Source organism: Pseudohaliea sp., from assembly GCF_054552115.1.
The window spans coordinates 26654-49503 of record NZ_JBTOLW010000003.1 but is presented as its reverse complement, the minus strand read 5'-3'; the positions used below and the strand labels follow the sequence as shown (position 1 = coordinate 49503).

The 22850-nt window shown below is 68.1% G+C and carries 19 protein-coding genes; 15 read left to right on the top strand and 4 right to left on the bottom strand.

From position 1 onward, the window contains the following. Window positions 1–11 precede the first annotated feature (11 nt). The 4 genes from ACX93N_RS02635 (at window position 12) to ACX93N_RS02620 (ending at window position 7197) form a co-directional block, all read left to right on the top strand. Window positions 12–1280: a class I SAM-dependent methyltransferase gene (locus ACX93N_RS02635; RefSeq protein ID WP_459426835.1), complete on the top strand. Its 1269-nt coding sequence runs from the start codon at window positions 12–14 to the stop codon at window positions 1278–1280. Further along, on the top strand, window positions 1273–2448 hold the full coding sequence (locus ACX93N_RS02630) for a class I SAM-dependent methyltransferase (RefSeq protein ID WP_459426834.1): 1176 nt from the start codon (window positions 1273–1275) through the stop codon (window positions 2446–2448). The genes ACX93N_RS02635 and ACX93N_RS02630 overlap by 8 nt, the downstream gene beginning before the upstream one ends. A 104-nt stretch (window positions 2449–2552) precedes the next feature. Beyond that, window positions 2553–6182 carry a pyruvate:ferredoxin (flavodoxin) oxidoreductase gene (gene nifJ, locus ACX93N_RS02625; protein WP_459426833.1) on the top strand — a complete coding sequence of 1210 codons (3630 nt, stop codon included), beginning with the start codon at window positions 2553–2555 and terminating at the stop codon, window positions 6180–6182. Between the two features lies 1 nt (window position 6183). Then, a complete protein-coding gene (locus tag ACX93N_RS02620; protein ID WP_459426832.1) occupies window positions 6184–7197 on the top strand; it encodes a dihydroorotate dehydrogenase-like protein in 1014 nt (337 codons plus the stop codon). A gap of 394 nt (window positions 7198–7591) precedes the next feature. Here ACX93N_RS02620 and ACX93N_RS02615 read toward each other — a convergent pair whose 3' ends face one another. After that, complete coding sequence (locus ACX93N_RS02615) at window positions 7592–8782, bottom strand: PepSY-associated TM helix domain-containing protein (RefSeq protein ID WP_459426831.1); 1191 nt, start codon at window positions 8780–8782, stop codon at window positions 7592–7594. Between the two features lie 157 nt (window positions 8783–8939). Between ACX93N_RS02615 and ACX93N_RS02610 the strand changes: the two genes are divergently transcribed. The 5 genes from ACX93N_RS02610 to ACX93N_RS02590 are packed head-to-tail and all read left to right on the top strand — an operon-like array spanning window position 8940 to window position 14236. Further along, window positions 8940–11204: a TonB-dependent hemoglobin/transferrin/lactoferrin family receptor gene (locus ACX93N_RS02610; protein WP_459426830.1), complete on the top strand. Its 2265-nt coding sequence runs from the start codon at window positions 8940–8942 to the stop codon at window positions 11202–11204. Continuing rightward, on the top strand, window positions 11204–12073 hold the full coding sequence (locus ACX93N_RS02605) for a heme/hemin ABC transporter substrate-binding protein (protein ID WP_459426829.1): 870 nt from the start codon (window positions 11204–11206) through the stop codon (window positions 12071–12073). The genes ACX93N_RS02610 and ACX93N_RS02605 overlap by 1 nt, the downstream gene beginning before the upstream one ends. After that, window positions 12070–13116: a FecCD family ABC transporter permease gene (locus ACX93N_RS02600; RefSeq protein ID WP_459426828.1), complete on the top strand. Its 1047-nt coding sequence runs from the start codon at window positions 12070–12072 to the stop codon at window positions 13114–13116. Before ACX93N_RS02605 ends, ACX93N_RS02600 begins: the two co-directional genes overlap by 4 nt. Next, window positions 13113–13892, top strand: coding sequence for a heme ABC transporter ATP-binding protein (locus ACX93N_RS02595; RefSeq protein ID WP_459426827.1), 780 nt, complete (start codon window positions 13113–13115; stop codon window positions 13890–13892). Before ACX93N_RS02600 ends, ACX93N_RS02595 begins: the two co-directional genes overlap by 4 nt. 41 nt (window positions 13893–13933) lie before the next feature. After that, window positions 13934–14236 carry an antibiotic biosynthesis monooxygenase family protein gene (locus ACX93N_RS02590; RefSeq protein WP_459426826.1) on the top strand — a complete coding sequence of 101 codons (303 nt, stop codon included), beginning with the start codon at window positions 13934–13936 and terminating at the stop codon, window positions 14234–14236. A gap of 44 nt (window positions 14237–14280) precedes the next feature. On the opposite strand, the gene ACX93N_RS02585 is transcribed toward ACX93N_RS02590, so the two are convergent. Further along, a complete protein-coding gene (locus ACX93N_RS02585; RefSeq protein ID WP_459426825.1) occupies window positions 14281–15054 on the bottom strand; it encodes a ferredoxin--NADP reductase in 774 nt (257 codons plus the stop codon). 154 nt (window positions 15055–15208) lie between these two features. Between ACX93N_RS02585 and ACX93N_RS02580 the strand changes: the two genes are divergently transcribed. Next, complete coding sequence (locus ACX93N_RS02580; RefSeq protein WP_459426824.1) at window positions 15209–17338, top strand: TonB-dependent siderophore receptor; 2130 nt, start codon at window positions 15209–15211, stop codon at window positions 17336–17338. Window positions 17339–17430: 92 nt separating this feature from the next. After that, on the top strand, window positions 17431–19212 hold the full coding sequence (locus ACX93N_RS02575) for an N-acyl-D-amino-acid deacylase family protein (protein WP_459426823.1): 1782 nt from the start codon (window positions 17431–17433) through the stop codon (window positions 19210–19212). 23 nt (window positions 19213–19235) lie between these two features. Here ACX93N_RS02575 and smpB read toward each other — a convergent pair whose 3' ends face one another. Beyond that, window positions 19236–19718, bottom strand: a complete 483-nt coding sequence (gene smpB / locus ACX93N_RS02570; protein WP_459426822.1) for an SsrA-binding protein SmpB — start codon at window positions 19716–19718, stop codon at window positions 19236–19238. A gap of 129 nt (window positions 19719–19847) precedes the next feature. Between smpB and ACX93N_RS02565 the strand changes: the two genes are divergently transcribed. Genes ACX93N_RS02565 through ACX93N_RS02555 form a run of 3 tightly spaced genes read left to right on the top strand, consistent with a single transcriptional unit; the run spans window position 19848 to window position 21986 of the window. Next, window positions 19848–21194 (top strand): sodium-dependent transporter, encoded by a 1347-nt coding sequence (locus tag ACX93N_RS02565; protein ID WP_459426821.1) that lies wholly within the window; start codon window positions 19848–19850, stop codon window positions 21192–21194. Between the two features lie 28 nt (window positions 21195–21222). Beyond that, the gene (locus ACX93N_RS02560) at window positions 21223–21654 is read left to right on the top strand and encodes a type II toxin-antitoxin system RatA family toxin (RefSeq protein WP_459426820.1); all 432 of its coding nucleotides are present in this window, start codon (window positions 21223–21225) and stop codon (window positions 21652–21654) included. Then, window positions 21651–21986: an RnfH family protein gene (locus ACX93N_RS02555; protein ID WP_459426819.1), complete on the top strand. Its 336-nt coding sequence runs from the start codon at window positions 21651–21653 to the stop codon at window positions 21984–21986. Before ACX93N_RS02560 ends, ACX93N_RS02555 begins: the two co-directional genes overlap by 4 nt. Here ACX93N_RS02555 and ACX93N_RS02550 read toward each other — a convergent pair. Next, window positions 21983–22351 carry an outer membrane protein assembly factor BamE gene (locus ACX93N_RS02550; protein WP_459426818.1) on the bottom strand — a complete coding sequence of 123 codons (369 nt, stop codon included), beginning with the start codon at window positions 22349–22351 and terminating at the stop codon, window positions 21983–21985. The two genes, ACX93N_RS02555 and ACX93N_RS02550, sit on opposite strands and share 4 nt — an antisense overlap. Before the next feature lie 72 nt (window positions 22352–22423). Here ACX93N_RS02550 and fur point away from each other — a divergent pair, with 72 nt between their 5' ends. After that, window positions 22424–22849, top strand: a complete 426-nt coding sequence (fur, locus tag ACX93N_RS02545; RefSeq protein ID WP_459426817.1) for a ferric iron uptake transcriptional regulator — start codon at window positions 22424–22426, stop codon at window positions 22847–22849. The last annotated feature ends 1 nt before the right edge of the window (window position 22850 follow it).

The window sequence follows — 22850 nt, the reverse complement described above, 5'->3', positions numbered from 1 at the left end:
GCATCGGGGCCATGGACTTTGCGGCCGCGGCGGGGGCCGGGCACTGCCGTGGCTGTGGTCGCCGGGGGCTGCACCCGGTGCGCGACTACGGGCCCATGCCGGCACCGAATGCCTTCCTGGCCTCCGGTCAGACCGCGGAGACAGAGCGGCGCTGGTCCCAGCGCCTGGTGCTCTGCGCAGCCTGCAGCCTCGTGCAGCTGCTGGAGCCGCCGGGCGGCCTGCCCGCGGCCGAGACGCTTTTCGACGCCGACTTTCCCTACCTTGCGTCCTGCTCCGAGAGCTGGCTCGCCCACGCCCGGTCCTTCGCCCGGGACGCCGTGGCGCGCTTCGGGCTGGGAGCCACCAGCCGGGTGGTGGAGGTCGCCAGCAATGACGGCTATCTCCTGCGCTGGTTCCGGGAGCTCGGTGTCCCCGTACTGGGCGTCGACCCGGCGCCGGCTGCCGTGGCCCGCGCCCGGGAGCTCGGCATCGACACCCGCGAAGCCTTCTTCTCGCTGGCGATGGCCCGCCGTCTGCTTGCGGAAGGCATCGCGGCCGACCTCGTGGTGGCCAATAACGTGCTGGCGCATGTGCCCGACCCCCATGACCTCCTCGCGGGCATGGCCCTGCTCCTGCGCCCGGGCGGGCGACTCCTCATCGAGACCCACCACGCGCAGGCGCTCCTCGAGCGTTGCGAGTTCGACACGGTCTATCACGAGCACCGCTGCTATTTTTCCTTGCACGCCCTCGAACGGCTGCTCGCGTGCCACGGCCTTCACCTGCAGGATGCCCGGCGCCTTGCCAGCCACGGTGGCTCCCTCCGCGTGCTTGCCGGCCGCGAACCGGGGCGCTCGGAAGCCGCGGCGGAACTGCTGGCGCTGGAGGCCCGCTCCGGGGTGCTTGAACCCGAAGCCTGGGCGCGCTTCTCCAACGCGGTGGAGGTGCGCGTTGCCGCCCTCGACCGCTGCCTGCGCGAGCTCGCCGCCCGCGGCCTTTCTCTGGCGGCCTACGGTGCCGCTGCCAAAGGAACCATCCTGCTCAACAGCCTCGGTGAGTCCGCACGGCTGCTGGCTTACGTGGTCGACCGGGCGCCGCCGAAGCACGGCCGCCGGGTGCCCGGGGTCCACCTGCCGGTTTACCCGGTCGAACATCTCACCGCCTCGCCGCCCGACGCGCTGCTGTTGCTGCCCTGGAACCTCAAGCGGGAGATCGCCGGGCAGCTCGCCGGTTATCTCGCCGGGGGAGGACGGCTGATCGTGCCCCTGCCGGAGCTGCAGATCCTGGGCCCGGGCTGTGGCTGATCGCTGCCCGGCGTGTAGCGGCGACGACCTCCGGGACTTCTACCGGGTGGCGGCGCTGCCTGTTCATTCCACCCGCCTGATGGCTAGCCGGGACGAGGCACTCACCTTTCCCCGCCGTCCCCTGCAGCTCGCGCTCTGCCACCGCTGCGGCTTCATCTTCAATCGCGCCTTCGACCCCTCCGTGCACCGTTATTCGGCCCGCTGCGAGGAAAGCCAGGGCCGCTCGCCCACCTTCAGCGCCTGGCTGGCGGGCCTGGTGGAGCGGCTGGTTACCGCGCATGGCGTGTGCGGGCAGCGCGTGCTGGAGATCGGTTGCGGCAAGGGCGAGTTCCTGGCGGCCCTGTGCAGTCGCGGTGACAACGTCGGCATCGGCTACGATCCGACCTTCGTCCCGGGCCGGGCCGGTGACGGGGAGGGTGAACGCTGGCAGGTCGAGCCCGCGTTGTGGGAGGGGGCCCGGGGAATCCACGCTGCCGACGTCATCGCCTGCCGACACACGCTGGAGCATATCGGTCCCGTGCGCGACTTCCTGGAGGAACTGCGCAAAGCCATCGGCAAGGCGTCGCCGCTGCTTTTCTTCGAGGTGCCCGACACGGCCCGCATCCTCGGCGAAGGCGCCTTCTGGGATGTCTACTACGAGCATTGCAGCTACTTCACCCTGGCCTCGCTGGACGGGCTGTTCCGCCGCGCGGGCTTTGCGCCGGTCGACCTGTGGCTCGACTACGATGACCAGTACCTGCTGATGCTCGCCCGCCCGGTAGCGGCAGCCGGTGCCGTGCCGGAAGCCGCAGGCAGCCGGCATATCCAGGCCCCGGTAGAGGTTTTCAGCGAGCGGGTCGAGGAGCACCGCGCCCGCTGGTCCGCTTTCCTGGCGCGGTGCCGGGCCGCCAGGGAACGCGTCGTGCTCTGGGGCGGTGGTTCCAAGGCGAGCGCCTTTCTCTGCGTTATCGACGGGGCCGGCTACGTCGCGGGCGTCGTCGATATCGACCCCTACAAGCAGGGGGCTTTCGTCGCCGGGGCCGGGCAGCCGGTGATGGCACCGGAGGCGCTTCGGGCGGCGCCGCCGGACCACGTCATACTCATGAACCCGGTCTACGAGGCGGAGGTGCGCGCCCGGCTGTCTGCCCTGGGACTCACGCCCGCCATCCACCCCCTCGGACGACCGTGAGGCGGCTCCCTGGCCAATTGCCCCGATTCCTGACCGAGGTCAATGCCCCGGCCTCGGTTCCGGGAGGAGCATAGAGGCGTCATTCGCAGTCCCGGGAGGCGGCCATGGATGCCGCAGGCACTCTCACCATCGATGGTAACGAGGCGGCGGCCCGGATCGCTCACCTCACCAGCGAAGTCATCGCCATCTACCCGATTACGCCGGCCTCGCCCATGGGCGAGTGGTCCGACGAGTGGTCGGCGCAGGGGCGGCAGAACCTGTGGGGGAGCGTGCCCCGGGTGGTGGAAATGCAGAGCGAGGCCGGCGCCGCCGGCGCGATCCACGGCGCCCTGCAGGTCGGTGCGCTGACCACCACTTTCACTGCGTCCCAGGGGCTGCTCCTGATGCTGCCCAACATGTACAAGATTGCCGGTGAGCTGTCGCCGACGGTGTTCCACATCGCTGCGCGCTCCCTCGCCTGCCAGGCGCTGTCGATTTTCGGCGACCACAGCGACGTGATGGCGGCGCGCAGCACGGGTTTTGCCATGCTGGCGGCGAACTGCCCGCAGGAAGTGCAGGACATGGCGCTCATCAGCCAGGCAGCCACCCTTCGCGGCCGCGTCCCGGTGCTGCACTTCTTCGACGGCTTCCGCACCTCCCACGAGGTGGCCAAGCTGGCCGCGGTGTCGCAGGAGACGGTGCGCGCCCTCATCGACGAAGCGGCCGTGCATGCTCACCGCCGCCGGGCCCTGTCGCCGGAGCACCCGGTGCTGCGCGGCAGTTCGCAGAACCCCGATGTGTATTTCCAGGCGCGGGAGACGGTCAATCCCTATTACAGGGCGTTCCCGGGCCTGGTCCAGGACACCATGGATGCCTTCGCCGCGCTCACCGGTCGCCAGTACCGGCTCTTCGACTACGTCGGCGACCCGGCGGCGGAGCGGGTGGTGGTGCTCATGGGTTCCGGCGCCGAGGCGGCCGAGGAGACGGTCGATTACCTCGTCCGCCAGGGCGAGCCCGTGGGGGTGCTCAAGGTCCGTCTCTACCGGCCCTTCGACGCGCAGGCGCTGCTGGCGGCGCTGCCGGTGACGACCCGGGCCATTGCCGTGCTCGACCGCACCAAGGAGCCGGGCGCAGACGGCGAGCCGCTCTACAAGGACGTGGTCGCGGCGCTGGCCCGCGACGCCATGGGCGAGCGCCGCCTCCCGGCCCTGCCCCGGGTGGTCGGTGGCCGCTATGGCCTGTCATCCAAGGAATTCACCCCGGGCATGGTGAAGGCGGTGCTCGACGAACTCGTGAGGGAAACGCCGGCCGACGGCTTCACCATCGGCATTCACGACGACGTGAGCGGAAGCAGCCTGCCCTGGGACGATGGCTTCCGCACCGATGCCCATGAGGGCTGCTTCCAGGCGCTTTTTTACGGGCTCGGCAGCGACGGCACCGTGGGTGCGAACAAGAACAGCATCAAGATCATCGGCGAGGCCACGGCGCTCCACGCCCAGGGCTACTTCGTCTACGACTCGAAGAAATCCGGCGCCACCACCGTTTCACACCTGCGCTTCGGACCCCGGCCGATCCGTTCCAGCTATCTCATCGAGGAGGACAGCGCGGACTTCGTCGGCTGCCACCAGCCGAATTTCCTCGGCAGCGTCGACCTGTTGTCCCGCGCCGCGCCCGGCGCCGTGTTCCTGGTCAATTCGCCGGAACCGCCGGAGCGCTTCTGGGACAGCCTGCCGGCCGACGTTCAGGGGCAGGTCATCGCCAAGGGGCTGTCGCTGTACTGCATCGATGCCTACCAGGTGGCGGCCGAGTGCGGTCTCGGCAAGCGCATCAACACGATCATGCAGACCTGTTTCTTCGCCATTTCCGGCGTGCTGCCGCGGGACGAGGCCATCACCGCCATCAAGGACGCGGTGGAGAAGACCTACGGGCGCCGGGGCCGGCGCATCGTCGAGGTGAACTTCGCGGCCATCGATGCCACCCTGGCCGGGCTGCACGAAGTGCCCGTGGGCACCGCAATGCCGCAGGCGCCCGAGGAGGCCCCGGCGGAGGAAGACAGCTTCGTCGTCCGCGTCACCCGCCGGATCATGGCGGGGCAGGGCGACCTGATCCCCGTGAGCGCCATGCCGGACGACGGCAGTTTCCCGGTGGGCACTGCCGCACTCGAGAAGCGCAACCTCGCGCTGGAAATCCCGGTGTGGGATGCGGATCTTTGCACCCAGTGTGGCAAGTGTGCCCTGGTCTGCCCGCATGCGGCGATCCGCGCCAAGGTCTTCGATGCGGGCGTCATGGGCGATGCGCCGCCGACCTTCAAGGCCGTGCCCACGCGCAGCAAGGATTATCCGGACGGCACGCTCATGAGCTACCAGGTGGCCCCGGAGGACTGCACCGGGTGCACGCTCTGCGTGGACATCTGCCCGATCCGGGACAAGTCCAATGCCAGCCACAAGGCCCTGAACATGGCGCCGCAGGCGCCGCTCCGGGACGATGAGCGCGACAACTGGACCTTCTTCACCGGCCTGCCCGAGTACCCGCGGCCGGCGCTCAAGACCGGGACCATACCCGGCGCCATGGTGCTGGAGCCGCTGTTCGAGTTCTCCGGCGCGTGCGTGGGCTGCGGCGAGACGCCGTACCTCAAGCTCGCCAGCCAGCTCTTCGGCGACCGCATGGTGATTGCCAACGCCACCGGCTGCTCCTCCATTTACGGCGGCAACCTGCCGACCACGCCCTGGAAAGCCAACGGGGAAGGGCGCGGCCCGGCCTGGAACAACTCGCTCTTCGAGGACAACGCGGAGTTCGGCCTCGGCATGCGCATGGCCATCGACCAGCAGGCCGTGCATGCGCGGGAATTACTGGCGACGCTGCGGGAGCGGCTGGACCCGGCCCTGGTCGACGCGATCCTCGACGCGGACGAGAGTGACGAGGCGGGCATCTTCGAGCAGCGCCAGCGCGTCGCCACCCTGCGCGAGGCCCTGGCGGGGCTCGACGGCGAGGCCGCGGCGAACCTCGCGGAGCTGTCGGAAAACCTCTGTCGCAAGTCGGTCTGGTGCGTCGGCGGCGACGGCTGGGCCTATGACATCGGCTTCGGCGGCGTCGATCACGTGCTGGCCTCCGGGCAGGACATCAACATCCTCGTGCTGGACACGGAGGTCTACTCCAACACCGGCGGCCAGACCTCGAAGGCGACGCCGCGGGGGGCCGTGGCCAAGTTCTCCGCCGGCGGCAAGGCGGTGGCGAAGAAGGATCTCGCCCTGCTCGCCATGGAATACCCGGACGTCTACGTGGCCCACGTCGCCTACGGCGCCAAGGACACGCAGACGCTGAAGGCCTTCCTCGAGGCCGAGGCGCACCCGGGGCCGTCGCTGATCATCGCCTTCAGCCCCTGCATCGCCCACGGCGTCGACCTGTCGAACAACCACCACCAGCAGGACCTCGCCGTGAAAAGCGGCCACTGGCCCCTGTTCCGCTTCAACCCGGAGCGCCTGGCCAAGGGCCAGAACCCGCTGCAGCTGGACTCGAAGGCGCCCAGCGTCCCCTACCGGCAGTACATGGAGTCGGAGACGCGCTTCAGCATGCTCTGGCACAGCCACCCGGATGCTGCCGAGGCCTTCGCGGCCCAGGCCCAGCGCGAGATCGACACGCGCTTCGAGCACTACCGGCAGCTGGCCGCGCTGGACTGGAGCGAGGGGGAGACCCTGAGCGCGGCAAGGGCGCAGCGGCGCAAGCAGGTCGAGAGCAGCAGCAAGGAGCGTGAGTGACATGGCAGACCTGAGCAGCGCCTATCTCGGCCTTCCCCTGAAGAACCCGCTGGTACCATCCTCTTCGCCGCTCACCGGCGATCTCGACAGCGCCCGGCGCCTGGAGGATGCCGGGGCGGCAGCCATTGTCCTGCCCTCGCTGTTCGAGGAGACGATCATCGCCGAGGAAGAGCGCCTCACGCGCTTCCTGGACGACCAGGGGATCGGCCACGGTGAAGCAGACAGCTTCCGTCCCCTGCCGGCACGCTACCAGAGTACCGAGGAGGCCTACCTGGAGCGCCTGCGGCAGTTCAAGGAGGCACTGGAGATCCCGGTCATTGCCAGCCTCAACGGCACGACGGACGGGGGCTGGCTCGGCCATGCGGCGGCCATTGCGGAGGCGGGGGCCGACGCCCTGGAACTGAATAGCTACTACCTCGCCGGGGACCCGGCCGATACCGCCGAGCGCGTGGAGTCGCGCTACCTCGCCATCGCCCGCAGTCTCGTGGCCGCGGTGCGCCTGCCGGTTGCGGTGAAGCTGTCATCGCAGTTCACCGCCCCCCTGGACCTCGTGCGGGGCCTGGAGCGGGAAGGCGTGCGCGGTGTGGCGCTGTTCAACCGCTTCTATCAGCCGGACATCGATCTCGAAACCCTCGAGGTGGTCCCGCGGCTCGCCCTGTCCACCGCGGAGGAAGCGCTCCTGCGCGTGCGCTGGACGGCCATGCTGCGCGGCCACACGCGCTGCGGGATTGCGGTGACCGGCGGCTTCCACTGTGTCGACGACGCGCTGAAAGCCCTGCTCGCCGGTGCGGACGTGGTCCACCTGTGCAGTGTGCTGCTCCGCGAGGGCCCCGTGGCCCTGGCTGCGATGCTGGACGCCCTGGGGCGCTGGCTGGAGGAGCGCGAGTACGACTCGGTCACGCAGCTGAAGGGCAGCTTGAGCTGCGAGCACGCGCCGGACCCGGCCGCCTACGCCCGCGCAAACTACGTGCAGGTGCTGGAGAACTACACGGTGCCTGCCGGCGTCCGCTACTAGCTGCCGGCGATGTCCTGAGCGGCCCGCTCAGTAAGGGAAGTAGCGCCAGCTCGCGGCGTACAGGGCAAACAGGGCCAGCAGGGTGAGTAGCCAGCCGATGCCGCCGCTGGCGGGAAGACGCACCCTTGGTGTCCTCCACCCGGTGGCCGGTGCGCTGCCCGCAGCACCGGGAGCAGCACCGGGCGTAGAGGGCCAATCCACGAAGGAGGGGGCGGGTCTGCGGCCGGCCGCTTCGGTCGCGGAATGTCTGCTCATGGAGACCTCCTCAGTGGCTTTCTTTTCGGTGGCTTTCTTTCCCTGACTCTCCCTGAGCGTAGCGCACGGGGCAGCAAATGCAAATAAATCTCAATAACGCTATCGAGCGGTTGGCCCGGCGCCAGGGCGCGTGCAAGCGTTACCCGAGGTAGCGGAGCACATAACCGCTGCCGAATACGGCGGACAGCAGCAGTACACCGCCAGACAGGGCGTGCCAGCGGCTCGCGCCTGCCCGGGTGCGCCGCCAGGTCAACCACACGCCGGTAGCCGACAAGGCCGTCAGCAGCAGGCCGAAGACGAACCAGAGGAGTTTCGTTGCGAGGCCGCCCACGTCGCCGAAGTGCCAGGGGTCGGCGAGGTCGGCAAGGTACTCGAGGGTCGTCAGCGACTCCGGGCGCTGCACGGCAAGCACCCGGGCGGTTGCCGCGTCGATCGTGACACGGGCGGCGCGGTCCCGCACGAGCCAGTCGCCCGCACGGCCCGTGATGACCAGCTGTGCCCGGCGCCCGTCGGGAAACAGGATGCTCGTGGCGCGGAAGCCGGGGTAGGCCCTTTCTGCCGCTGCGACGTATTCGCCGAGCGGGCGCAGCGGGGGCGGGGATGCAGCGGGGGCACTGATGGCAGCGATCGGCGCCGCGGCACGCCCGCCGGTACTGTGCAGGACCCACTCGGCGAAGTACCAGAGGCTGGTCACCACCATGAGAGCCGTGAACCAGCTTGCCCAGAGGCCGGCGCTGCGGTGGAAATCGCCGAGGAACACACGGATGCCCCGGTTGGCACGGAGGGTTAGCAGTCCCCGGGCCCATTTGCGGACCGTGGCCAGGCCGGTCACCAGCTGTACGGCGAGGATTACCGCAACCACGGTAACGATGGGCAGCCCGAGGCCGGAGGGCAGGATGAACAGATAGCGATGAAAGTCCCGCAGCAGGCGCTGGGCCGACAGCCAGTGTCCCTCGCCCAGCGCCGCGCCGGTTGCCGGATCAAGGAACAGGCGCCGCGGCCGTCCGTCTGCCAGGCGGAGACGCGCCTGTGCCGCCATGGTCGGCAATTCCCCAAGGGTCAGCGCCTGCACCGGCAGGTCCGGGTATCGCTCCCGGACCGTCGCCTGCATAGCGGTCCAGGCGGGCGGCCCCTGGTAGCGCTCAATGCGACGATTCTCGTCCAGTAGCCAGTCGATCTCGTCTCCGACGACCGCGAGGGTTCCGGAGAGAAGAACGGTGAAGCTGAGTAGCGCGAGCTGGAAGCCCGCCCAGCTGTGCCAGCTGAACAGGCGCTTGCGCAGCGTTGGTGGCCGGCTCGCGGAGCGGCGGCCGACGGTAGGGGCTGGCACGGGGCTGAGGATCTCCAAAAAGAAAATGAGAATCATACGCAGCAGGCGCGAAGACGGAAAGTGCGTCGGGCGGCGCGGGCCACTTGACAGCCGGGAAAGTGTAATCTTTAATCAAATGCGTCTAATTCGTATTTGCATATGAGAACGGAGGTTTCCCGTGCCCCACCCGGTTCCCCTGCCCCGCCGTCCCTGGTCCTGCCTCGGCGTCGTCCTGTTGCCCTTTACGGGTGTATGCGCATCACCCGACCCCGGTCAGGGAGGGCGGCAGGGGCTGCCCGCCATCGAAACAGTCACGGTTGTCGGCACGCGCACGGAGCGCACCCTTGATGAAGTGGAGGCCACGATTTCCGTGTACGGCCGCGAGGACATCGAGCGGCAGGTAGTGCGCGACATCCAGGACCTGGTGCGCTACGAACCCGGGGTCAGCGTCGGCGGTACCGGCAGCCGTTTCGGTCTCGAGGGTTTCACGATCAGGGGCGTCGGCGGCAACCGGGTCCTCACCATGGTCGACGGTATCCGCATGCCCGAGGAGTTCTCCTTCGGCCCCTTCCTGTCGGCGCGGCGGGATTTCGTCGATGTCGATACGGTGTCCCGGGTAGAGATCGCCCGGGGCCCGGTCTCGACGCTCTACGGCAGTGACGCGCTCGGCGGCGTGGTTGCCATCACCACCCGCTCGCCGAGGGAGTACCTGGCCGATGGCGATCCCGCCTACCTGGGGCTCAAGACCGGCTACTCGAGCGAGGACAACAGCTACATCGGCGCGGTGACCGGCGCCTATGGCGGCGACCGCTTCGCGGCTCTCATCAACTACACCTACCGCACCGGTGACGAGACCGAGACCGGCGGCAGCATCGGCGGTAACGGCCCCGGGCGCAGCGAAGCGGACCCGCAGGCCATCGATACGGAAACCCTGGGCACCAAGCTGGCGTTCATGCCCGCCGAGGGCCATGAACTGATCCTCGGCCTCGAGCGCTTCGAGAGCACGGTCGCTACGACCCTACTGTCAGATTTCGGTACCGTGGTACGCGGCACGGTGACAGACACGCGCGTGTCCAGCGATGAGCGCGAGCGTGAGCGCTACAGCCTGGAGTACCGCTACGACAACGCCGGTGGCCTGGTGGATTCGGCCCGGGTCACGCTGTATCAGCAGACCTCTGATACCTTCCAGGCCACCTTCGAGGAGCGCACCGCGCCAGGTTTTGTCGCGCAGACGCGGCAGCGCTTCTCGACCTTCGAGCAGGAGATCCAGGGGCTGTTCGCCCAAGGCACGCGCTCCCTGTCCTTCGGCGGCGCGGAGCACACGCTCACGGCGGGGATCGACTGGTACCGCACCGACAATGAGAACATCCGCGACGGCGGGACCTTCGACGTTGCCACCGGCGCGCCCCAGTTCGAATTCAACCCCCTGCCGACACGGGATTTCCCCAGCACGGTGGTCGAGAACCGGGCCTTCTTCCTGCAGGATGAGGTCGTGATGCTGGATGGCCGCCTGCGGGTAACGCCGGGCCTGCGCTACGACGACTACAGCGCGGATGTTTCCGCCGATGAACTCTACTTTGCCGGCAATCCGGGCGTCGCCCCGCCGGAGGACTACGACGATTCGGACCTCACGCTCAAGCTCGGCGCGCTCTACCGCTTCACGGACGCGGTATCGGCCTGGGCACGCTACAGCGAGGGCTTCCGCGCACCGCCCTACGATGATGTCAACGTGGGCTTCTCCAACTTCCTGGGCGGTTACAAGTCCATCGCCGCGCCCAGCCTCGAGAGCGAGACCAGCGAAGGTATGGAACTGGGCCTCAGGCTGAACGGCGCCTGGGGGCAGGCGCAGTTCGCCGCTTTCCGTACGGACTACGACAATTTCATCGAGGCCAATGCCATTGCTCCGGCCTTCCTGGCCACGGGGGGCATCGACCCCCGCGACGGTCTGCTGACTTTCCAGTCGGTGAATCGCGGCGCCGTCGAGATCCAGGGCCTCGAGTTCCGCGGCCGCTTCAGCCTCGGTGCCCTTGCCCCGGGCCTTTCCGCCTTCTCGCTGGAGACAGCCGCGGCCTGGGCCGAGGGCGAAGACGATAACGGCGTACCGGTGAACACGGTGGATCCGTTCAACGCGGTCGTCGGCTTGCGCTGGGCGCCACCGCAGGCGCGCTGGGATGCGGAGCTGGTCTGGACCTACGCCGCCGACAAGGACCCGGGCGACATCGATGGTCCCCGGCTGGCATCGGACAGCTACCAGGTTCTCGATCTGCTCGCCCATGTCGACCTTCTCGACAATCTCCAGCTCGATATCGGCGTCTTCAACCTGTTTGACGAGACCTACCTGCGCTGGGCGGATACTGCGGGCATCGCGGAAGAGGGCGATAACCCGGATCGTTTCACCCGGCCGGGCCGGAACATTGGCGTGACCCTGCGGGCGGACTGGTGATGCGTTCGTATCGACTGCCCTTGCGGCGGGGCCTGGCAGCGGTTGCCGGCTGGTTGCTGGCTGCGGGCGCGGCTGCCCTGGAATGCGGCGAGCCGGCACCGGATGCGCGCCGCATCGCTGTCGCCGGCGGCTCCCTGGCGGAGATCCTCTATGCGCTTGGCGAGGAGGAGCGCATTGTCGCGGTCGACCGCACCGCCACCTTCCCGGCAGCCGCGCGGCAGCTGCCTCAGATCGGCTACGTGCGCAACCTCTCCGCCGAGGGGCTGCTGTCGCTGCAGCCCACGCTGGTGCTCGGCGAGCACGACATGGGCCCGCCGGCGGTGGTCGACCAGCTCGAGCTCCTGGGCCTGGACATGCTCGTTGTCCCGGAGCGCTTTGATGCAGGCGGCATCGCTGCGAAGATCCGCTGCGTCGCGGCCGTTGTCGGGCGTGAGGCGGCCGGCGAAGCGCTGGTGGCAGAGACCCTGGCCGGCGCTCAAACCGCGCCGGTACCGCCCGATGCGCCCCGGGGCATCGTGCTCCTCGGGCTGCGCGGCGGCTCGCCGGTCGCGGCGGGCCGCGACACCTCCGGCAGCGGGCTTCTCGCCATGGCCGGTGCGCGCAATGCCCTCGAGGGTTTCGAGGGCTGGAAGCCGGTGTCCGAGGAGGCGCTGGCCCGGGCAGCACCGGCCTTCATCGTTGTCCCTGAGCGCGGCATCGCCGATGCCGGCGGCCTGGAGGCGCTCCTCGCTCACCCGGCCCTGCGCCTGACGCCCGCGGCCAGCGCGCGTCGTGTGATTGCCATGGACGGGATGGCCATGCTCGGCTTCGGCCCGAGGACCGTGGCGACGGCGGCGGCGCTCCGCGAACGGCTCAGGAGCGGGTCATGAGTGACCTGTCCCTGCAGCGGCGGCAAGGGCTGGCGCTGCCCCTGCTGTCGCTGCCGCAGCCCCGGCTCCTGGCCCTGACCGGGCTCCTGCTGGTGGCTGCCGCCGCGGCCGTGAGCATCGGTGCCGTTCCCGTGCCGCTCCTGGAGCTGGTTGTCGATCGGTCGGGCGTCACCCCGCTGCAGCGCATGGTCTTCACGGAGCTGCGTCTGCCCCGGGTGGCGCTGGCTGGTGCCGTGGGTGCCGCCCTGGCGCTCGCCGGGGCCTGCCTGCAGGGCCTCTTCCGCAACCCGCTGGCCGAGCCGCAGCTGATCGGCGTCTCCTCCGGCGCGGCGCTCGGCGCCATCGCCATGATCGTCTTCGGCGAAGCGCTTGCGCTGCCGGAGGCGCTGAGCCCCTACAGTCTGCCCGCTGCCGCCATCGTCGGTGCAGTTGCCGTTACCGGCGCGCTCTATGCCTTTGCCAGCCGCCAGGGGCACGGCGGCGTGACGACGCTGCTCCTGGTGGGTATCGCGGTGAACGCGCTCGCGGGCGTCGGCATCGGTCTGTTCACCTGGCTCGCCAACGACGGCGAGCTGCGCTCCCTGACCTTCTGGAGCCTGGGTAGCTTTGGCGGCACGCAGTGGGAGACGGCGCTGCCAGCGATGGTGCTCATTGCCGCGGCCACGGCCTGGCTGCTGCCCACGGCGCGGCGCCTCGACCTGCTGCAGCTCGGCGAGCTGGAGGCGGCGCGGCTGGGTGTCTGCGTGGTGGCGCTGAAGCGGCGCCTCGTCTTCGGCGTCGCCGTCGCGGTCGGCGCCGGCGTGGCGGTGGCGGGGATCATCGGCTTCGTCGGCCTGGTGGTGCCGCATATCGCCCGCCTGCTCGGCGGCGTGCATCACCGCTACGTGCTGCCGGCGTCCGCGCTGCTCGGGGCGACCCTGGCGATCACCGCGGACCTCGGCGCGCGCACGCTCGTGGTGCCCGCGGAGATGCCCGTGGGCCTGATCACCAGCGCCATCGGCGCTCCGTTCTTTCTCTGGCTGGTCCTGAGGTTGCGCCGATGAACCTGGCCGCCCGGAATGTCAGCGTCTGCCGCGGAGCGGCGACCCTGCTCGCGTCCGTTTCCGTTGCCGTCGAGCCCGGGGAGCTGGTGGTGGTCGTCGGCCCCAACGGCGCCGGCAAGTCCACCCTGCTGTCGCTGCTCGCCGGCGACCTGCGTGCCGATGAGGGCGTTGTCACGCTCGGCGGCCAGCCGCTCCACGAGCTCTCGCTGGCGGAGCGCGCCGGGCTGCGTGCCGTCGTCGGCCCCCCGCCGGCCCTGGCCTTCGACTTCACGGTCAGCGACGTCGTCGCCATGGGCTGGGTGCACGGCGATCGCTTCGGCCATGCGGCACCGGCGCGTGCGCTGGAGGAAGTGCTCGAGGCCTGCGAACTGGGCCCTCTCGCAGAGCGCGCCTTCCATTCTCTATCGAGCGGTGAGCAGCAGCGGGCCCAGTTCGCCCGCGGCTGGCTCCAGCTCTGGCGGCCGCCCGGGGACCGGACGCCGCGCTGGCTGCTGCTCGATGAGCCGAATGCAAACCTCGACGTCGCTCACGGTCTCGCCCTGCTCGAAGACCTGCGGGGACTCGCCGGCCACGGCCTGGGCGTGCTGGCCGTCCTCCACGACCTCGATCTCGCCGCGCGCTATGCCGATCGCATCGTGCTGCTGGACGGCGGACAGGTGATCGCTGCCGGTGCGCCGGACTCGGTGATGACGGCAGGCCGGCTGAGCGCTGTCTACGGCACCCCGGTACACGTCGAGCACCACGCGGCGCTCGATCGCCTGGTCGTCATCGCCTGATTTCTTATGTGCTCAACCCACTCAACGAGGAGGAACCCACCATGTTTATCGCCATGAACCGCTTTCGTATCGCCCGCGGCTTCGAGGAGGCCTTCGAGGAGATCTGGCGCCAGCGCGACTCCTATCTGTCTCAGGTCCCCGGCTTTCGCACCTTCGCCCTGCTCAAGGGCCCGGAGAAAGACGACCACGTGCTCTATGCCTCGCACACGATCTGGGAAACGCGGGAAGACTTCGAGGCCTGGACCGAGTCGGATTATTTCCGCAAGGCCCATGCGCAGACCAGCGCGCCAAAAGGCACCTACCTCGCCCACCCGGAGCTGGAAACCTTCGAGGCAGTGGTCTGACGCCGGCGCTGCCGCCGGGGCAGCGCCGGCGGCAAGGCTCCAGGCTAGCCGACGAAGGCCCGTTCGATGACGTAATCGCCGGCCGTGCCCTGGCTGGGGGAGACGGAGAAGCCGCGTTCATCCAGCAGCCTTGACAGGTCTTCCAGCATGGCGATGCTGCCGCAGATCATGGCCCGGTCGCTGGCCGGGTCGAGCGCGGGCAGGCCCAGGTCCGCGGTGAGCCGGCCGCTGGCGACGAGGTCGGTGATCCGGCCCTGGTGCTCGAAGGGTTCGCGGGTCACCGTCGGGTAGTAGCGGAACTTCTCCCGGACCACTTCGCCCAGGTAGGGGTGCTCGGGCAGGTCTTTCGTGAGGTAGTCGCGGTAGGCGAGGTCGCTGACCTGGCGCACGCCGTGCACGAGGACCACGTGATCGTAGCGGGCGTAGGCATCCGGGTCGCGGACGATGGCCATGAAGGGGGCGAGCCCCGTGCCGGTGGCGAAGAGATAGAGGTTGCGCCCCGGGTGCAGGTCGGTGAGCACCAGCGAGCCTACGGGTTTCTTGCCCAGCAGTACCGTATCGCCGGCCTGGATGTGCTGCAGCCGCGAGGTGAGCAGCCCGTCGGGCACCTTGATGCTGAGGAACTCCAGGTGATCCTCGTAGTTCGCGCTGGCGATGCTGTAGGCCCGCAGGGCGGGCTTGTTATCCACCTCGATGCCGACCATGGTGAAGTGCCCGTTCTCGAAGCGGAAGGCGGGGTTGCGCTCCGTTGCGAAACTGAACAGGCGATCGTTCCAGTGATGGACCCAGGTCACCGTGGCCGATTCGACGGCTGCCATGGCGTTCTCCTCAGTGGCTTTGGCTGCGATAGCACGCACCTCGCGCGCTACAGAAGGCCTTACTCTGCGTGGCGGCAAACAGTTCACTTTTCTGTTGCGCGGATTGTAAATGATAGTCATACTCATTCGCAACAGTAAGGCCGGAGGTCCTGAGGTGAACAAAACGGTTGGAAAACTCGGCGGGGCGTGTGCGCTTCTCGCCAGCCTGGGCGCCGTCGCCCAGGAGCCGGTGCTGGAAGAGGTGCTGGTGACAGGGCGGGCGCAGGCCTTCTACCTGGAAAAGCGCACTTCGGTGGGCTCGAAGCTCGATCTCGACGTCATGGACCTGCCGCAGTCGGCCCAGGTGCTGCCCGAGCAGCTCATCATCGACCAGGCGGCGCGGGACATCACGGACCTCTACCGCTCCATCGCCGGGGTCAGCGAATTTTCCTATTCCGGCGTGACTTTCCGCGGCTTCCGCGATGACAGCAACGTCTTTTATGACGGTGTGCGCGGGGACCCCTTTTCCGGGTTCAGTGTGCCGCAGATCTACAACATCGAGCGTGTCGAGGTGCTCAAGGGTCCGTCGGCAGCGCTTTATGGGGGCGGCGAGCCGGGCGGCATGATCAACTATGTCACCAAGAAACCGACCTTCGACGAGGACCATGAAGTGATGGTGACCGGGGGCAACTTCTCTCTCATGGGGGCTGCCCTGGATTCCCGTGGCGGGCTTAGCGAGCGGGTTGCCTATCGGGTGGCCGCGTTCTATGAAGCGCAGGACAGCTTCCGCAATAACGCTGACGCAGCCAACCTGCAGGTGAACGCCGGCCTTCTGTTCGAGCTGACCCCGGACACGCGCCTCACGGCCATGATGGACTACATCGACCAGGATCTCGGCGGCAACCGGCTGCGCGGGGTGCTTGCGGACGATAGCGGCGATTTCATTGTCAGTCGAGAGTTCAATACCAACGAGGCGAGCGATTTCCAGGACCTCGAGGCACAAGTCTACCAGGCCATCCTGGAGCACGATTTCGGCAGCGGATTTTCGGTCCGAAGCACCTTGCGCTACCTCGATAACGAGCGTGGCCAGCAATACCACGAGCCCCGCGGTTGGGTGGATGCGAATGGCGATGGCGTCGCCAATGTCGCCGATGGTGTCATCCGCCGTGAGTTCCGCGATCAGTTCCGTGCCAACGAGGAGGTCAGCCTGACCACGGATTTCACCTGGCAATTTACCACCGGCGGCCTGGAGCACCAGTTCCTGTTCGGCGGCGACTGGTTCGACGTGGCTACGGAGTACGACTACCTGCGTGCCCGCTATGAGGCCGACAACGTTCGCGACCTCAACGTGTTCAACCCCAACTACGGCGAAACGGACCCCGGCAACTACCGGCTGACGGACCTCAACACCGATGGCGCCGAAACGGAGCGCTACGGTTTCTATGTGCAGGATTACCTGTCCTTCAGCGAGCGCTGGCATCTCCTGCTTGGGCTGCGCTACGACGACTTCAGTGATCGGGACAAGGCCAGCGGGTTCGAGTTCTCCGACGACAACGTCGCGCCGCGAGCCGGCCTCATCTACCAGCCGCTGGCTGACACAACCCTTTATTACAACTACTCCGAGAGTTTCAACCCGACCTCGCTTCGAAGCCAGGAGTTCGTTGCTTCAGAGGGTGCTGTCCTCGACCCGGAGCGGGGAGTTCAGCACGAGCTGGGCTGGAAGCAGGAGTGGGCGGGCGGGGCCATCATGACCACGGCGGCGCTCTACCAGATCACCAAGCAGGATGTGGCACAGGCGAACCCCGCGGATGTCGGTCCTGATGATGGCGAGCCCGCGCTCCTGAATCTCGGGGAAGTGGAAAGTGAGGGCGTGGAACTCACGCTCGTGGGAGACCTGACGGAGCGACTCACCATGACCGCCAACTACGCCTATAACGATACGCGGGTGGTGGAAGGCGTCGAGAACGACCGCATCGGTAACACCTTTGGTGATGGTCAGCGCTTTGTTAACGCCCCTGAACATCAGTTCGGCATCTGGGCGCGTTACGCCTTCCCCGCGATCAACTCCGCGCTTGCCCTCGGCGCCGATTACGTCAGCGAGCAGTTCAGCTTCAGCGGACAGCGCGTGAAGCCCTACACGGTATTCGACGCCAGCTGGACGACTAGCTGGCAGCGCGTCACCTTCCAGCTGAACATCCGCAACCTGCTCGACGAGACCTATGCGGTGAGTGGTTTTATCGAACGCACCGGTCATTTTCCGGGCACGCCCCGGGAAATCATCGGCCAGCTTCGCTACAACTTCTGAAAGACCCTGCGCTGAGGCCGCCGGCTGGACGCTGGCGGCCTCCGACCCTACACTCGGGTCCGTCATAACAATAACGGTCCGGGAGCGGGAACATGGTCTACGATCTGAAGATCACCGGCGGCACGGTCTACGACGGTGACGGCGGAGAGCCGCGCCGGGCCGACGTGGCTGTGCGCGACGGCGTCATTGTCGGTGTCGGCGATTGCCCCGGCGAGGCCCGGGAGACGCTGGATGCGAGCGGCCATATCGTTACGCCGGGTTTCATCGACCTCCATACGCACTACGACGGGCAGGTCTCCTGGGACCCGGAGCTGCGCCCGAGTGTCAACCACGGCGTCAGCACCGTGGTCATGGGCAGCTGCGGCGTCGGCTTCGCGCCGGTGCGCCGCGGGGACCGGGACAGGCTCGTGCGCCTCATGGAAGGGGTGGAGGATATTCCCGGCATCGCCCTGACCGAGGGCATGAGCTGGGACTGGGAGAGCCTGCCCGACTACCTCGATGCCCTGGAGCGAAAGCCGCACGCCATCGATTTCGCGGTGCAGGTCACTCACGACCCGCTGCGCGTCTACGTCATGGGCGAGCGGGCCGTCTACAACGAGCCGGCGACGCCGGAAGATATCGCGGAGATGCGCCGGCTCACCCGCGAGGCGCTGGAGGCCGGTGCCATCGGTTTCTCTACCGGGCGCTCCGATGTGCACCGCAGCGCGGACGGGGAGTGGACGCCGTCTTCCGAGGCGACCGCGGAGGAACTCGCCGGCATCGCGGCTGCGTTCCAGGGCCTCGACCACGGCGTACTGCAGGCGGTCAATGACTTTGACCTCGAGCGCGAGGGCGATGCCTTCGACCGCGAGTTCGACATCCTCGAGACCTTTGCCCGTGGTGCGGGGGGGCGGCCTTTTTCCCTGTCGCTGATGCAGCGGGACTTCGCGCCGGACCAGTGGCTGCGGATCATCGAGCGCGCCGAAAGGGCCCGTGCGAACGGCCTGGATATCCGCCTGCAGGTGGCGCCGCGGGGCATCGGCGTGCTTACCGGGCTGCAGTGCACCTTCCACCCGTTCATCGGCTTCCCGAGCTACAAGGCCATCAGCGGCCTGCCGCTGGCGGAGCGCGTCGAGCGCATGCGAGATCCGGCCTTCAAGCGCCAGTTGCTGGCGGAAAACAGCGAAAAGCTTGCGGGCGACGGCACGCCGGTGCCCCCGATCGTCGATGCGCTCATGGCCGCCATCGACTACGTCGCCGGCAAGACCTTCCTCCTGGGCGACAACCCGGACTACGAGCAGACTGCCGAGACCTCCGTGCTGCACATGGCCGAGGAGCGTGGCATCCCCGCCCTCGAGATGATCTACGACCTGCTCCTCGAGGACGAGGGCCGGGCGCTCCTGTACTTCCCGATCTACAACTACACGGAGATGAACTTCGACAACCTGCACAGGATGATGCAGCACCCGCTGTCGATCATGGGCCTGTCGGACGGCGGGGCGCACGTGGGCACGATCTGCGACTCCAGCTTCCCCACCTACCTGCTCAGCTACTGGACCCGGGACCGCAAGCGGGGGGCGAGGCTGCCGTTGGCCGACGCCGTGCGCCGGCTCACGGCGGATATCGCGGATTACGCGGGACTCAACGACCGCGGCCGGCTTCGGCCGGGTCTCAAGGCCAATATCAATGTGATCGATTATCAGCGCCTGCGCCTGTTCGCGCCGCGCATGGTCCAGGACCTCCCGGCGGGTGGACAGCGCCTCTTGCAGGAAGCTGCCGGGTACCGGGCGATTATCGTGGCCGGGGAAACGGTGGTCGCCGACGATCAGCTCACGGGGGCCTGGCCCGGCCGGCTCGTCCGTGCCGGCCGCGGCGCCCTGCGCAGCGCGGCCTGAGGCTGCGCCGCTCCGGCTTCCAGTTATTGCTTGACGGCGTCGCGCAGAATGCGCTGCTTCTGCCGGTTCCAGTCGCGCTCCTTCGTGGTGTCGCGCTTGTCGTGGGTCTGCTTGCCGCGGGCCAGCGCGATACGCGCCTTGACCAGGTGCTTCTTCCAGTAGAGCTGGGTACAGACGCAGGTCTGCCCCTTCTGCGCCGTAGCGGCGAGGATCTTCGCCAGCTCCTTCCTGTGCAGCAGCAGCTTGCGGGTCCGGGACGGATCCGCCGCCGTGTGCGTCGAGGTGGTCTCCAGCGGCGTGATCTGGGAACCCAGAAGGAAGGCTTCGCCGTCCTTCATCAGGACGTAGGAATCGGTGAGCTGCCCCTTGCCCGCGCGAAGGGCCTTCACTTCCCAGCCCTCGAGGGCGATCCCCGCCTCGAAGGTTTCGAGAAGCTCGTAGTCGAAGCGTGCGCGCTTGTTCTGGACAATGACGTTATCGGGCGTTTTACGTTTCTTTTTTGCCATGGGGCGGCATTATACGGAGCGCCCCCGGTGGGGAAACGTGAATGTTGCTCTTTTCACCGGCAGACCCGGGCGGCAGGCTGAGAGGGCGCGATGCTACCGGCCATGTGAACAAGGAGTTCCTCCGCAACCGTGCAGTCCCCGAATCCTCCAGGTGCCTGGCGCTCGCGCTCGACCTTCGTCTTTGCGCTGGCTGGGGCCGCCGTCGGCCTCGGCAACCTCTGGCGTTTTGCCTACCTGCTCGGCAGCCACGGTGGCACGCCGTTTCTTGTCGCCTACCTGGCCACCCTGCTGCTGGTAGCGGTGCCTGTGGTGATTGCCGAGGTCGCCATCGGCAGCCTCGGCCGGGCGGCGCCGCCCATGGCCTGGTCCGCCGCGGCCCGGCGCGCGCGGCTCGGTGCGGGCTGGGGCGCCTGGGGACTGCTCGCGGCGGCCACGGCCCTGGGTGTACTGGGCTATGGGGCCGTGGTGGGTGGATGGTCGCTCACCTTCGCCTGGCACCTGGCACGGGGGACCTTTGCCGCGGCCAGTCCCCGGGACGTCAGCGCATTCCTCGAGGGCCTGCTCGCGGCCCCCTGGCGCATGCTGGCCTGGCAGTCCCTGTTCCTCGCCACGGCGGTTGCCGTGTCCGCGGCGGGGGTGCGCCGTGGTCTCGGGGCCCTGGCCTGGCTGGTGGTGCCGTCGATCATGGCGTTGTTCTGGCTTCTCATCGACTTTGCCCTCGCCCACGGTGACCTGGCGGCGGCGCAGGCCTTTCTCTTTTCCACCCAGCCACTGGACTTCCGCGATGACGTCCTGTTCGTCGCCTTCGGCCAGGCACTGTTTACTCTCGGCGCTGGACTTGCCGTGGGCATCAGCTACGGTGGCTACGCCCCGGAGCGCCAGCCCCTGGGCCGTTCCGTCCTTGCCGTGGCGGTATTCGACAGCGCTGCGGCGCTCGCCGCCGGCGTCGCCATTTTCCCGGTCATCTTCGCCAACAACATCGCGCCCGACATGGGGCCGGCACTGCTCTTTGTCAGCCTGCCCTATGCCTTCGGCAATCTGCGCGAAGGCGACGCCTACGGCATGCTGTTCTTCCTGCTCGTCGCCCTCGCCGCGCTGGGGACAGCGGTTGCGCTGCTCGAGCCGGCCGTGGCGACGCTCTGCCAGCGCCTGCGCTGGCGGCGCTGGCAGAGCGCGCTCGCGGTGGGCCTCGTCGCCTGGCTGCTGGCCCTCGCCGTTGCTTTCTCGCTTGCGCCCGGCTCACCGTTTGCAGGCTTCCTGCCCCTGCTCGAACAGGCAACCACGGCGTGGCTGATACCCGTGGGTGCGCTCGCCGTGGCGACCTTTGTCGGCTGGTGCATGGACCCGGCGCTTCTGCGCCGGGAGCTGTACCGGGAATCGGATCACTTCTTCCAGGCCTGGCTGCTGCAGCTGCGCTTTGTTGCCCCGCTGGTGCTGCTTGTCGTATGGTTCTGGCTCGCCGCGTCGGGGGGCTGACCGGCGCCCCGACGACATGGATCGCTGCATGCCCGCCATCAACCGAAGCGCACTGCTGCCCTATTCGCAGCGCCAGCTGTTCGACCTCGTCAACGACGTCGAGGCCTACCCGCAGTACATGGAAGGCTGCGTGGGGGCCCGGGTACTGCACCGGGATGACGCCAGCATGGAGGCGCGCCTGGACCTGGCCCGCGGCGGCATCGCCCAGAGCTTCACCACCCGCAACCGGCTGCTCGCACCGGAGAGCATCGTCCTCGAGTTGAAGGAAGGGCCCTTCGAGCGTTTCGCCGGCCGTTGGCACTTCCAGGCGCTCGGTGATGCCGCCTGCAAGGTAACCCTGGAGCTCGACTTCGCCATGCGTTCGACCCTTGTCGGGGCCGCCGCCGGCCGGCTCTTCGACCGGGTGACCAGCAATCTCGTGGACGCGGTCGTGCGCCGCGCCAGGCAGGTGTACGGATGAGCGAAGGCGAGCTGATTCCCGTGGAGGTGGCCTACGCGTTGCCGGAACGGCAGCTGATCGTCCCCCTGGAGGTAACCGCCGGCACCACGGCCCTTGAAGCTGCGCAGCAGTCGGGCATCGAACAGGAGTTCCCGGGGCTCGTGATCGATGCCGGAACGAGTCTCGGCATCTTCGGGCAGGCCGTTCCTCCGCAGCAGGCGCTGAATCCCGGGGACCGGGTGGAGATCTACCGGCCCCTCAAGGCCGACCCGAAAGCCGCGCGCAAGGCACGGGCGGAGAAAGCGAAGGCCCGTCGTGCCGACGAGGGCGGTGATGAGGGCGGCGAGCCCTAGCTGGCTTCTTCGGCCGTTTCTGCCTCTGCGGTGTCCGCTGCCCAGGCCGGGAGGTAATCCCCTTTCACGTCGACCAGCCGGTCGCCGTCGAAGTAGACCGTGACCATGGCTTTGCGGATGATCTCGTCGCCGAGCTTGATTTCGTAGGGGTAGTCCCAGCGGTCCTGGTCGAAGGTGTCCTCCACAAGGGGCGTGCCGAGGATGAAGCGAACCTGGCGACGGCTCATGCCGCGCTCGAGCTGGTCGATGATGTCCTGGGTGATGATATTGCCCTGCTCGATATTGATCTTGTAGACGCCGGGGAAGCCGACGAAGCCACAGGCGGTGACGGCGAGCAGGAGCAGGGTGGCGATGAGGACGCGCATGGGGCGGTGCTTTCCCTCGGAAATCAAGGGTGGCATCATACCGGCACGCGTCAGACCAGAGAACCCCCGATCATGGCTCAAGAAAACCAGGAGCTGCGCAACGCCGGCCTGAAAGTCACGCTGCCGCGCGTGAAAATCCTGCAGATTCTCGATGCCGCAGAAGAGCGCTCGCAGCACATGAGCGCCGAGGACGTGTATCGGGCCCTGCTCGATGCCGGTGATGATGTCGGCCTGGCGACGGTGTACCGGGTGTTGACCCAGTTCGAGTCAGCCGGGCTCGTGACCCGGCACAACTTCGAGACCGGTCACTCGGTATTCGAGCTGGCCAAGGGCGAGCACCATGACCACATGGTCTGCGTCGATACGAACGAGGTGATCGAGTTCCACGATGAGGTCATCGAGGAGCGGCAGCAGCAGATCGCCGAGGCGCGCGGCTACGAGCTCGTTGACCATTCCCTGGTTCTGTACGTTCGCAAGAAGGGGCAGGGCGGGGACTGAC